The following is a 12,254-nucleotide window of genomic DNA, read 5'->3' on the forward strand; positions in this document are numbered from 1 at the left end:
GCGGGGATCGGATAGACTCGAACGCATGAAGGTACTGCTCACAGGAGCTGACGGATTCATCGGATCGCACCTCGCGGAGCAGCTCGTCAGAGATGGTCACGACGTCCGAGCCCTGGTGCTGTACAACTCGTTCGACTCGCGCGGTTGGCTCGATGGCATCGCGGACGAGGTCGCCCAAGAGATCGAGTTCCTGCCTGGTGACGTCCGTGATCCTGCGCTGATGATGTCGGCGGTGAGTGACCGTGATGCGGTCCTGCACCTCGCCGCGCTCATCGCCATCCCCTACTCGTACGCGGCTCCTGACCTGTATGTGCAGACGAACATCCAGGGCACGCTCAACCTGCTCAATGCAGCGCGTGCCGCCGACGTGAGCCGCTTCATCCACACGTCGACCAGCGAGGTCTACGGCACCGCCCGGTACGTGCCGATGGATGAGGGGCACCCGCTGCAGGGGCAGTCGCCGTACTCCGCATCCAAAATCGCGGCGGACCAGATGGTGAACGCGTACCACTCGTCGTTCGGGCTCCCCGCGGTGACGATCCGCCCGTTCAACACCTTCGGGCCGCGGCAGTCCGCCCGCGCCGTGATCCCCACGATCATCAGCCAGCTCGCCGCCGGCAAGCGGGAGGTCCAGCTCGGGGCACTCACTCCGACCCGCGACTTCACCTATGTCCCGGACACGGTCGCCGGATTCACGACGGCGCTGACCAGCACCGCCGGCGTCGGAGAGGTGATCAACCTCGGTGTCGGCTTCGAGGTATCCATCGGGCAGACGTTCGATCTCATCGCCGAGGTGATGGGCGTCGATGCTGTGGCCACCGAGGATCCCGCGCGGCTGCGCCCGGCGAACTCGGAGGTGGAGCGGCTTTTCTCCGACAACGCGAAGGCGCGCGAGATCCTGGGGTGGGCGCCCCGGTACGACGGTGTGGACGGCTTCCGCGAGGGCCTGCGCGCCACCGCCGAGTGGTTCACCGACCCGGGCAACCTGGCGCGCTACCGCACCGACGCGTACGTCGTATGATCACCCCCGCAGATTTCGTCCGCACGATCCGCCGCGTGGTGGGCGATGAGCCTTTCGTCGGCCTGCACGTCCCCGACATCACCGAGGTCGAGAAGGTACGGGTGCAGGAATGCCTCGACTCGACCTTCGTCTCGAGTGTCGGCGCTTTCGTGACCGAGTTCGAGCGGGGCATCGCCGAGTTCACCGGTGCCCGTCACGCGATCGCGGTGTCCAACGGAACGTCGGCCTTGCAGGTCGCGCTCGAACTGGTCGGAGTCGGCGCGGGCGACGACGTGATCGTCCCGACCCTGTCCTTCGTGGCCACCGCGAACGCGGTCTCGCATGCGGGCGCCCAGCCGTACTTCGTCGACAGCGATGAGATGTCCGCTGGGTTGTCTGTCGATGCCGTCTCGGACGTGCTCCGCTCCGCGCGATCCACGTCCGAGGGCCTGGTGAACGCCGTCACCGGACGACGCATCGCCGCCATCGTGCCGATGCACACGCTCGGCCACCCGATGCGCATCGTCGAGCTCGTCGCGCTCGCGACCGAGTACGGCGTTCCCGTGGTCGAGGATGCCGCCGAGTCGCTCGGCAGCCGGGTCGACGGCGTCCACACAGGCAGGTTCGGCCGGATGGGCATTCTCAGTTTCAACGGGAACAAGATCCTCACGACCGGTGGCGGCGGGATGATCCTCACCGACGACGACGAGCTCGCCCACAGGGCGCGCCACCTCACCACGACGGCGAAGCTGCCGCACCGCTGGGAGTTCGAGCACGACGAGGTCGCGTACAACTACCGGATGCCCAACCTCAACGCCGCCCTCGGCGTCGCGCAGCTCGAACGCCTGCCTCGCTTCCTCGCCGACAAACGCCGGCTGGCGGCTCGCTACCGCTCCGCCTTCGCCGACGTCGATGGCATCGAGTTCCTCGACGAGCCGGAGGGGACCGTGAGCAACTACTGGCTGTGCGCGGTTCGCGTGGACGGCGACATCGCGCGCCGCGATGAGTTCCTCGAGGCGACCAACGACGCCGGCCTGCAGTGCCGGCCGTTCTGGAATCTGCTGCACGCCCAGGCGCCCTATCGTCAGCTGCCCCACGCCCGGGTGCCCGTGGCTGAAGCCCTGCACGCGTCCGTCGTGTGCATTCCGAGTTCGCCGGCGCTGGCAGCGGCATGAGGACGATCGCCGTCGTCACCGGCACCCGTGCGGACTACGGGCTGCTGCGCGGATTGCTCCGGGCGATCGATGACGACCCGCAGCTCGACCTGCGGATCATCGTCACGGGCACTCATCTCACGGATTCCTTCGGGAGGACGGTGTCCGAGATCGAGCGGGACGGGTTCACCGTCGCCGCGGCGGTTCCGATCTGGTCGGGCGACGATAGCGCTCTCGCCGCCGCCGCGGACGTCGGCCGCGCCCTGCCCGAGTATGCGCGGGCGCTGGCGGATATCGGCCCCGACGTGGTCGTGGTGCTGGGGGATCGTCTGGAGGCCTACGCCGTCGCGACGGCCGCGACGATCCTCTCGGTTCCGGTCGCGCACATCCATGGCGGGGAGCTCACCGAGGGGGCGATGGACGACGCACTCCGCCACTCGATCACCAAGATGTCGTACCTGCACTTCACCTCGACACCTGAGCACCGCACGCGGGTCATCCAGCTGGGGGAGGACCCGCGACGGGTCTTCTTCTTCGGCGCGCCGATCGTCGACATCCTGGAGACCTTCGAGCCGATGCCGCGCCGTGACGTCGAGGAACGGTTCGGCATCCGGCTGCCCGAGCCGACGGCGCTCGTCACCTTCCATCCGGCGATCATGGACGTGGCACCGGCCGAGCACCTCGTCGAGGAGCTCCTCGACGGATTGCTCGCGGTGGACGAGCTCCACATCGTCATCACGGGGTCAAACTCGGACATCGGCACGGATGCGGTCCGGGAACGGATCGCGCGCTTCGTGTCCGAACACCCCGAGCGCGTCGACTATGTCGAATCGTTCGGACAGCGCGGCTATCTCAGCGCCATGAGGGCGGCTGCCGTCGTCGCGGGGAACTCGTCCAGCACCGTCTTGGAGGCGCCGGTCCTCGGGACCCCCTCTGTGCTGATCGGCGATCGCCAGAAGGGCCGACCGATCGCCGCGAGCGTGGAGGTGCCAGAGCCCACCGCCGCGGCGATCGCCGCCGCCATCCGCCGGCAGCTCGCCGCCCCGCCTCTCGCCGATCCGGAGAGTCCGTTCGGTCGGCCGGGCTTCGCCGCCCGCACGGCGGCGACGTTGCGAGACGCGGAGATCCCCCGCCCGCCGAAGAAGTCCTTCCACGATCTCGAACAGGGAGATGACCATGGCCGCTGATGTGTTCGTGATCGCAGAGGCGGGGGTGAACCACAACGGTTCGCTCGACGTCGCCAAGGAGCTCGTGGACCTCGCCGCCGACGCGGGGGCGGACGCGGTGAAGTTCCAGACCTTCTCCGCCGATGCGCTCGCGCTCGAGACGGCAGAGCTCGCGGACTATCAGCGGGTGTCCGACCAAGACGCGCGCAGCCAGCATGACCTCCTCCGCGGGCTGGAGCTGAGCCGTGAGGAGTTCCGAGCCCTGCGGACGCACTGTGACGAGCGCGGAATCCGGTTCCTGTCCACGGCCTTCGATCTCGACGGTCTCGACTTCCTCATCGACGAGCTCGGCATCCCTCTCGTGAAGATCGCGTCGGGTGATCTCACCTTCGCCCCGCTCCTGGTCAAAGCGGGCCGAAGCGGGCTGCCGGTGATCCTGTCCACGGGGATGGCCGATCTGGAGGAGATCGCCAGGGCGCTGCGCTTCCTCGCCGCGGGACTGGGGCAGCGTCACGGTGTGCTTGAGCCCTCGGAGCGCCTCACCGAGAGCGCGCTCGCCAGGGCGTGGGAGGCACGGAACGAGCGCATCCGGTTCGACGAGCACGTGACGATCCTGCACTGCACGACTGAGTACCCGGCAGCGGACGAGCACCTGAACCTGAGAGCGATGCCGACGATCGCGAGCACGTTCGGGCACAGGGTCGGCTACTCCGATCATTCGCTCGGCTCGCTGGCCTCCGTGCTCGCCGTCGGGCTCGGCGCGACCGTCCTCGAGAAGCACTTCACATTCGACGTCGCCGCGGAGGGACCTGATCACGCGGCCTCGCTGGATCCCGACGGCCTGCGCGACTACGTCGCGGCGGTCCGCCGCGTGCCGGCGATGCTCGGATCGCCGGAGAAGCGGGCGCAGAGCGTCGAGGAGGGGAACCGCGCGGTCGTGCGGCGCAGTCTGGTGGCCGCGCGGGACATCCCCTCCGGCGCCGTGATCAGGGAGCAGGACCTCGCGTGCTTCCGCCCCGCGACGGGTCGCACCTCCTTCGACTTCTGGGAAGTCGTCGGCGGCTTGGCGTCCCGGGCATATCGACGCGGTGAGCTCATCGATGAGTGAGCTGGTCCTGCTGGGCGGCGGGGGACACGCGAAGTCCGTGCTGGCGGCCGCACGCGCTCTGGGGCTCGGAGTGCGCGGGTATCTCGCGCCGGAGGCCGGAGATCTGGGCGAGGACTGTCCGTACCTCGGCGACGACGACCTGCTCTCGTCGCTCCGCGCGGATGACGTGCTCTTCGTCAACGGGCTGGGCTCGACAGCGTCGACGCGGGCCCGGCGCGCTCTGTATGAGCGGGCCGTCGCATACGGTTTGCGGGCGGCGCAGATCGTCCATCCTCGAGGTTTCGTCGACCCGGGGGCCCGCCTGGCGGCGGGGGTTCAGGTGCTCGCCGCGGCGCTCGTGAACAGCGGGGCCGTCATCGGGGAGAACGTGCTGATCAATTCCGGGGCGATCATCGAGCACGACGTCCTGGTGGACGCCCACGCGCACGTCTCTCCCGGTGCGGTGATCGCCGGCGGTGTCCGGATCGGCGAGGGTGCCCACGTCGGTCTCGGTGCCCGTGTCAGCCAGGGACTCACGCTGGGACCCGGGAGCGTCATCGGTGCCGGCGCCGTCGTGATCAGGGACGTCCCGGCGGGGGCTGTGGTCGCGGGCGTGCCGGCCAGGGTCATCGAATCCGAGAGAAGGGAACCGGCATGAGCTCGAACGCCGACCTGTCCGTGCACCCGGAGACGAGCATCCGCGACGCGCTCTCCCAACTCGACCGGAGCCGACGCCAGGTCGTCTTCGTCGAAGATGACGGAGGGCGACTGGTCGGAGCGGTGAGCGACGGCGACATCCGTCGTGGCCTCCTCGCCGGAGCATCGCTCGAGGACCGTGTCGACCGGGTGATGAACGCGAGCCCGGCCACGGTGCCTCCGACGGCGACTCAGGACGCCGTCGACGAGCTGAAGGCGAGACGCGGCATCCGCGTCGTCGCGGTGGTCGACGACGGGCGCATCGTCGACGTCGTCGGCGAGGGCGAGCGCATCGCCACGCCGCTTCCGACGTCCGTGGTACTCATGGCCGGCGGCCGGGGGCAGCGGCTCTACCCGATCACGAAGGACATCCCGAAGCCTCTCGTCCCCCTGGGCGACAGTCCGATGATCGACATCATCCTCGGCAGGCTCCGCAGTCAGGGGTTCCGCCGCGTGCACGTGTCCGTCAACCACCTCGGGCATCTCATCGAGGAGCATCTCGGCGACGGCAGCGCGCACGGGTTGGACGTCACGTACCTGCACGAGCCGATGCCGCTCGGCACAGCCGGCGCGATCGCCCAGCTGCGCGGCGAGATCACCTCGCCCTTCGTGGTGATGAACTCGGACCTGCTCACCGACGTCGATCTCCGGCGCATGCTCGGCTTCCATCGCGATGCGCGGGCGACCGCCACGATCGGAGCGCGCGAGTACGGCTTCGAGATCCCGTACGGCGTCATCCGTCGTGACGGCCACCGTGTCACCGGGCTCGCCGAGAAGCCGTATCACAGCGAGCTCGTCAGCGCCGGGATCTATGTTCTCGATCCGGACGCCCTGCAACTGCTCGAACAGGACGAGTACTGCGACATGCCGACGCTGTTGTCGCGCCTCATGGAGGTCGATCGTTCGGTCGCCGCCTATGAGATCCGCGAAGAGTGGATCGATGTGGGCAGACCGGAAGATCTCGAACGCGCCAGGGTGGCGTGGGAACGGAGAACCAGATGAGGATCTGCACGATCACCGTGCGCGCCGGTTCGAAGGGAGTCCCGGGGAAGAACCTCCGCATGGTCGCGGGGCGGCCGATGTTCGCTCATTCGGTGGCGCAAGCTGCGGCGACAGGACTCTTCGACGAGGTCGTCGTCTCCAGCGACTCGGAGGAGATCCTTGCTCTCGCCCCGCAGTACGGCGCGACGGGCGTCGTGCGCCGACCCCCGGAGATGGCTACCGACACGGCGGGCAAGGTCCCCGCCATCGCCCACGCCGTGCGCACCACGGAGCAGCGCACCGGTAGGACCTACGACGTGTGCGTGGACCTCGACGCGACCAGTCCGCTCCGCACCTTGGACGACATCCGCGCGGCCGTGCGGATGTTCGAGGAATCGGAGGCCGCGTCACTGATCACGGGTGCGGAAGCGCGGCGCAATCCGTACTTCAACCTCGTCGAGGAGCAGCCGGACGGCACCGTCGCCGTGAGCAAGCAGCCCGACGACGCGGTGCTCCGGCGGCAGGACGCGCCGCGGTGCTTCGACATGAACGGCTCCATCTACGTGTGGAAGCGGGAGGCGCTGGTGGAGGACCAGGTCGTCTTCCTGCCGTCGACCATCCTGTACGAGATGCCCGCTGAACGTTCCGTCGACGTGGACAGCGAGTTCGACTTCCGCATCGTCGAGTGGCTGATGGAGCAACGGGAGGATCTGTGACCGCCGATTCGCGCAGCCTCGACGCGCGGACGTCCGATGCGGTACGCCGGTTGCTCGACCTCGAGGACGATGCCCCCGACGTAGTGCGGGAGACGCTGCCCGGAGCATCGGTGCCCTTCTGGGCCCAGGTCCGCATGCGGGTGGCCTGGGCGCTCTCCGCACAGCAGACCGGCAGTGTCGATGTGACACCCGGTACGTGGAACCGATGGAAGCAGGCCCGGCGCATCGCGAGGGCCCAGCTTCCGGACCGCTGGGATGCGCCGCGGCGCGCTCGACGCCACGATGTCTGCTTCTACGTCGGAGGCGGCACGCTGGCCGCCTCGGACGGCACAGCGCTGAACTGGCTCGTCGACGATTTCGCCGGGGCGGCCGGGGATGCGGTGGTGGTGCAGCAGCAACCTCTGCCGTCCCCTCTGGGACGGCCGTCGTTCCGTCCGACGCTGACCATGGATGCCGCGAACGCGCGGGTGACCATGCGGGTGCGCGGCGCGCATCCGTCCGATGCGGTAGGGCGGTCGATAGAGTCGCTGCTCGCCGATTTCGCCCGACGGCTGGGGCAAGAGCCCGGTGCGTTCGCGAAGATCGCGCAACGCGCGGTCCGGGATGAGAACTATCGCCGACCGCAGCTCGACGAACTTCGCCGCCTGATCGACAGGGTCCGTCCGCGCGTCGTCCTCTTCGACAACGGCTCGTACACGTATCACGGCGAATCGGTGGGATTGTTCAAAGACGCGGGCGCGTACGTCGCCGAGCCGCAACACGGCTGGATCGGCCCGTCCCACGCCGCATACAACTACGGGCGGTTGTTCCGGGAGCCTGCGCTCCGCCGAGCGCTGCCGGACGAGGTGCTGACGTTCGGCGATTTCTGGTCCGACTCGATCCGTCATCCCGGGCGGGTGACGGCGATCGGAAAGCCGCATCTCGAGCGGCAGGCCGCATCCGCGCCGGCGTCCCGACGCCCGCAGGTCCTCGTGGTCTCCTCTCGCACTGACCCTGAGCGGACCGATGCGCTCGTCATCGAGCTGCGGGGGCTGCTCGATGACAGCTGGTCGGTCGTCTTCCGTCCGCACCCGGGCGAGCGCTACGAGACCGGGGGGAGGTACCCGCGGCTCTCTGCGCACCCGGGAGTGACGGTTGACGAGCAACCGGACGTCTACGAATCGTTGAAGCAGACGACGGTGGTGGTCGGTGAGGCGAGCACGGTGCTGTTCGAGGCCCGGGCCTTCGGGTGCGAGGTGATCCCGCGGGACAGTGCGTTCGCGGCCGCAGTAATCGGCGATGCGTTCGGGGATCGGGTGCAGGACGCGCGACAGATCGCAGATCGCATCCGCAGCATTGCGGGGCATCGGATGGCGGCGAAGGTCGACGACAGCATCTGGGCAACGCACGCAGTCCAGAACTTCCGAGACTGGCTGGCCGCAAGGCTCGACTCGGAGGACAGTCCGCGTGCAGGAAGCTCCGAACCCGCCTGATCTAGAATGATGGAGTCGCGGCACAGGCCGCCGTGCGTCGAATGAGTGGACTGTGACTGAAACCCGAGATCTCTTCGCTGCCATCCCACGCACCGAGTTCGACACCCCCGGCACGAGCCACGGGCTGATCGATGTGGTGCGCTGGCGGTATCTGCTGAGCCTCCTCGTCCGTACCGGCGTGACGACCCGGTACCGCAACTCCGTGCTGGGCTGGGTGTGGTCGTATGTCCGCCCAGCGGCGCAGTTCCTGGTCTTCTGGGTCGTCCTCGGGATATTCATGAACCTGGACCGTGTCCCGAACTACGCCGTGTACCTCTTCTCCGGCATCGTCGTCATCAACCTCTTCTCCGAGGGGTTCAAGAACGCGACGGGGTCGATCGTCGGGAATGCGGCGCTGGTGCGGAAGGTGTTCCTGCCGAGGCAGCTCTTCGCGGTCTCGGCGGTGCTGGTGTCTTTCGTGCACTTTCTCCCTCAGGTCGGGCTCCTCCTGCTGGTATGCGCGCTCATGGGCGGATTCGCGCACATGACGGTGCTCGGCGTGCTCGCGGCGATCGCCGGAATGCTCATCGTGATGGTCTTCGCGCTCGGCACCGGTCTCTTCTTCGGAGCAGTGAACGTGAGGTTCCGTGACGCGGAGAACATCGTCGAACTGCTTCTCCTGCTGGCGACGTGGGCGTCGCCAGTGCTCTATGCCTGGACCATGGTGTACGAAGCGGTGGTCGACAAGCTGGGCTGGCCGTCCTGGCTCGTCGAGGCCTACATGCTCAATCCGATCACCCAGGGCGTGGAACTCTTCCACTACGCGTTCTGGCGCCCCGCGAGTCAAGACCTCGTCCAGTCCGCCGGGTACGCCGGTGAGGCGCTGACCCCGATCCCGCCCGACCTCGGCATGAATACGCTGTGGACCGCGCTCATCGCCGTCGGCGCGCTGCTGCTCGGGCAGCTCGTGTTCCGACGCCTGGAAGGAAAGTTCGCACAGGACCTATGAGTGATACCGCGCTCCGTCCGAGCATCATCGTCGAGGGTGTTCGCAAGACGTTCACGTTGAACCATGCGTTCTCGCTGAAGGACACCGTGGTGTCCTGGATCCGGCGCCGGAAGCTGACGTCGACGTTCGAGGCTCTCCAGGGTGTCGACCTCGTTATCCAGGAAGGTGAGTCGGTCGCCATCCTCGGGATGAACGGCTCGGGGAAGTCGACACTGCTCAAGATGATTTCCGGCGTCATGGACCCGGACGCCGGTGAGGTGCTCACCCGAGGGCGCGTGGCGGGGCTCATCGAGGTCGGGGCGGGCTTCCATCCCGAGCTCTCCGGCCGAGAGAACGTGTTCTTGAACGCTGCGATCCTCGGGATGAAGAAGCACCAGATAGAGGAGCGCTACGACGAGATCGTGGCGTTCAGCGAGATCGAGGAGTTCATCGATCAGGAGGTCAAGCATTATTCGTCAGGGATGTTCCTCCGCCTGGCGTTCGCCGTGGCGATCCACGTGGAATTGGACGTGCTCCTGATGGATGAGATCCTCTCGGTCGGCGATGTGCCGTTCCGGGAGAAGTGCCGACAGAAGTTCGAAGAGCTTGTGGCTGCAGGCAAGACCCTCGTCGTGGTGAGTCACGACATGGAGATGGTCCGCCAGCTGTGCACGCGGGGCGTGGTCATCAGCAAGGGCAGGGTCGTCTACGACGGCGAGCTCGAGGGCGCCATCGCGCTGGTGGACGCGTGAGCGCCGACTGGCTCGGGCAGATCCCGGCCTTTCTCGTCGCATGCGCGCTGCTGACCCTCCCCGGTCTTCCCTCCGCGTTGCTGCTTCGTCTCCGAGGCGTGACGGCTCTCGGAGGCGCGATCGTCCTGTCGTTGGCGAGCGTCGGTGCGGCCACGCTGTTGGCACCCGTCCTCGGTCTGCGCTGGTCGCTTTTGCCCGTGCTCATCGCGGCGGCAGCAATCATGGTGGTGGCCGCTGCGCTCTGGTTCGTCCGGCGATCGGCCGTCCAGCCGTTGGGTGGGGGTGCCGGCCGGAGTGTATGGCTGGGGGTCGGCGTCGGCGCGCTCGGCTGGATACTGATCTTGATCGTGGGCATGTCGGGTGCGGGACATCCGAGTCAGCTCTTCGACGGCCTGTTCCATCTCAACGCCGTCGAGTTCGTCATGGAGAACGGCGATGCATCGCCGTTCCACATGACCATGGTGATGCCGGGCGTCGCGAGCACGTTCTACCCGACCCTGTGGCATGCGCTGGTCTCTCTGGTCGTACCCTTCAGCTCTGGCATCGTCCCCGCGACGAACGTCATGACGATCGCCGCGATCGCCGTCGTGTGGCCGGTCGCCCTCGCCACGCTGACGAACGTTCTCTTCGCGCGCTATCGCGCCGCGGCGGCGTGGGCACCGCTGGTCGCATTCGGCTTCAGCGTCTTCCCCCTCGGTTTCCTGAACTGGGGGGTGCTGTATCCCAACCTGATCGGGACGCTTCAGATCCCTCTGTTGCTCGCGTTCGTCGTCCTGGCCTGCCGTCCCGGCCTGACGTGGGGCCAGCGCACCGGTCTCGTCCTGACCGCCATCGCCGCGATGGGCGCGACCGCCCTCGGCCACCCTTCCGCGCTGCTCGGGGCGATCGCTCTGCTGGTGCCGTTCGCCGTATGGGGCGCTTGGAGGGTGGCGAAGGCGGGGAGCACCCGTACGAGGGTGCTCGTCGCCTTCGCGGTCGCTGTCGCAACGGTGGCACTGGTTGCCGTGTGGAGACTCGCCAACGTGACGACTCACGAATGGCTCCCGGGCTCGACCCTCGGCGCGGCCCTCGGCGAGGTTGCCTTCCTCAGCCCCGTCGGTCGGGCGACCGGTCTGCTCGTGGGACCGCTGGCATTCGTCGGGATCTGGACCGTCGCGAAGAGCCGTCGATGGTGGATCCTGGGGAGTTATGGGGTCGCGATCATCCTGTTCCTCGTGTCGACCTCGCTCTCGATTCTCGGGCTCCGAAGCGCGTTGGTGGGAATCTGGTACGACGACACGACTCGCGTGGCAGCGCTTCTCGGAGTGCTGGGCGTGCCGCTGGCAGCACTCGGGGCAGCCGTGGTCTGGAACTGGGTCCGGACACAGTGGAAGCAGAGGCGCAGCGTGCGCGCTGTTGCGGTGGTCGTCCTGGGTGTGCTGCTCGCCGCCACACACCTGAGCGCGCTGGTCAACGATCTGCGGTACATGCGCAATGTGAGTTTCCGCTTCGACGCTCATTCGCAGGGGCTCTCCGCGGACGAGGCCGAGCTCTTCGCCGAAGCATCCTCTCTGCTCGGACCGGACGCTCTCGTGCTCGGTGATCCGCTCACCGGCGCGGCACTGCTCTATGCATACACAGGCCACGACGTCGTGTTCCCGCACGTCACCGGGCGATACGACGCCGACGCGTTGCTGCTGGCTCGATCGTTGAACACCGCCTCGACCGAGGTCTGTTCATCGATCGACCGCCTGGGGGTCACGCACGTGCTCGACTTCGGGGACAGGCAGCTCTATGAGAACCACTACGTCACGTACAACGGTCTGCACGACCTCGCCGGGTCCCCGATCCTGACCGAGGTCGCCAGCGTCGGCGACAGTGCTGCGCTCTATCAGGTCACCGGCTGCCCGTAGACCTCAGGGGCGATCGCCCTCGACCGGGTGCTCTCGTGACTCGTGTTCCTCGGCCTCCAGCAGAGCGATCTTGCGCGAGAGTCGTGTTAGCTGACGCTGCTGTTGGGCGTTTCGCCGATACTGCGTGTATACGAATGCGAGGAACATCACGATGAGTCCGTACAGCACGAGATCGGTGCCGCGTCCGACGCCGACGAGCTGAGCGAGCCACGAGAGCCACTGGGGGAAGAGTACCGAGAGCACCGCGACGACAACGAACAGGCCCATCAGGATGCGGCGGATGGCCAGATGGCTGTCGGCGCCGGTGCGCCGCATCATGAAGGCGGCGAGCACGACGATCGCCGCGATGAGAAGGAACTGGATCCACATGG

At 67.6% G+C, this 12,254-nt stretch carries 12 protein-coding genes; 11 read left to right on the forward strand and 1 reads right to left on the reverse strand.

Annotated elements, in window-relative coordinates:
- The first annotated feature begins 25 nt into the window (after positions 1 to 25).
- From M4D53_RS07685 to M4D53_RS07735, 11 genes are read left to right on the forward strand one after another with little or no spacing between them, the layout of a single operon-like run.
- Positions 26 to 1,021, forward strand: coding sequence for a GDP-mannose 4,6-dehydratase (locus M4D53_RS07685; RefSeq protein WP_187663690.1), 996 nt, complete (start codon positions 26 to 28; stop codon positions 1,019 to 1,021).
- Entirely contained in the window at positions 1,018 to 2,175 is a 1,158-nt protein-coding gene (locus M4D53_RS07690) for a LegC family aminotransferase (RefSeq protein WP_187663691.1), read from the forward strand. Before M4D53_RS07685 ends, M4D53_RS07690 begins: the two co-directional genes overlap by 4 nt.
- On the forward strand, positions 2,172 to 3,341 hold the full coding sequence (neuC, locus tag M4D53_RS07695; RefSeq protein ID WP_187663692.1) for a UDP-N-acetylglucosamine 2-epimerase: 1,170 nt from the start codon (positions 2,172 to 2,174) through the stop codon (positions 3,339 to 3,341). The genes M4D53_RS07690 and neuC overlap by 4 nt, the downstream gene beginning before the upstream one ends.
- Positions 3,331 to 4,428 carry an N-acetylneuraminate synthase gene (neuB, locus tag M4D53_RS07700; protein WP_187663693.1) on the forward strand — a complete coding sequence of 366 codons (1,098 nt, stop codon included), beginning with the start codon at positions 3,331 to 3,333 and terminating at the stop codon, positions 4,426 to 4,428. The genes neuC and neuB overlap by 11 nt, the downstream gene beginning before the upstream one ends.
- Entirely contained in the window at positions 4,421 to 5,065 is a 645-nt protein-coding gene (locus tag M4D53_RS07705; protein ID WP_187663694.1) for an acetyltransferase, read from the forward strand. The genes neuB and M4D53_RS07705 overlap by 8 nt, the downstream gene beginning before the upstream one ends.
- A complete protein-coding gene (locus tag M4D53_RS07710; RefSeq protein ID WP_259953168.1) occupies positions 5,062 to 6,105 on the forward strand; it encodes a nucleotidyltransferase family protein in 1,044 nt (347 codons plus the stop codon). The genes M4D53_RS07705 and M4D53_RS07710 overlap by 4 nt, the downstream gene beginning before the upstream one ends.
- On the forward strand, positions 6,102 to 6,800 hold the full coding sequence (locus M4D53_RS07715; RefSeq protein ID WP_259953169.1) for an acylneuraminate cytidylyltransferase family protein: 699 nt from the start codon (positions 6,102 to 6,104) through the stop codon (positions 6,798 to 6,800). The genes M4D53_RS07710 and M4D53_RS07715 overlap by 4 nt, the downstream gene beginning before the upstream one ends.
- Positions 6,797 to 8,272 (forward strand): hypothetical protein, encoded by a 1,476-nt coding sequence (locus M4D53_RS07720; protein ID WP_259953172.1) that lies wholly within the window; start codon positions 6,797 to 6,799, stop codon positions 8,270 to 8,272. The genes M4D53_RS07715 and M4D53_RS07720 overlap by 4 nt, the downstream gene beginning before the upstream one ends.
- 52 nt (positions 8,273 to 8,324) lie before the next feature.
- Positions 8,325 to 9,260 carry an ABC transporter permease gene (locus M4D53_RS07725; RefSeq protein ID WP_232089212.1) on the forward strand — a complete coding sequence of 312 codons (936 nt, stop codon included), beginning with the start codon at positions 8,325 to 8,327 and terminating at the stop codon, positions 9,258 to 9,260.
- Positions 9,257 to 9,991 (forward strand): ABC transporter ATP-binding protein, encoded by a 735-nt coding sequence (locus tag M4D53_RS07730; RefSeq protein WP_187663698.1) that lies wholly within the window; start codon positions 9,257 to 9,259, stop codon positions 9,989 to 9,991. The genes M4D53_RS07725 and M4D53_RS07730 overlap by 4 nt, the downstream gene beginning before the upstream one ends.
- Positions 9,988 to 11,883 carry a DUF6541 family protein gene (locus M4D53_RS07735; RefSeq protein ID WP_259953175.1) on the forward strand — a complete coding sequence of 632 codons (1,896 nt, stop codon included), beginning with the start codon at positions 9,988 to 9,990 and terminating at the stop codon, positions 11,881 to 11,883. The genes M4D53_RS07730 and M4D53_RS07735 overlap by 4 nt, the downstream gene beginning before the upstream one ends.
- Before the next feature lie 3 nt (positions 11,884 to 11,886).
- On the opposite strand, the gene M4D53_RS07740 is transcribed toward M4D53_RS07735, so the two are convergent.
- Positions 11,887 to 12,252, reverse strand: a complete 366-nt coding sequence (locus M4D53_RS07740; protein WP_187663700.1) for a DUF2304 domain-containing protein — start codon at positions 12,250 to 12,252, stop codon at positions 11,887 to 11,889.
- Between the last annotated feature and the right edge of the window lie 2 nt (positions 12,253 to 12,254).

The organism is Microbacterium meiriae (genome assembly GCF_025143875.1).
Taxonomy (GTDB): domain Bacteria; phylum Actinomycetota; class Actinomycetes; order Actinomycetales; family Microbacteriaceae; genus Microbacterium; species Microbacterium meiriae.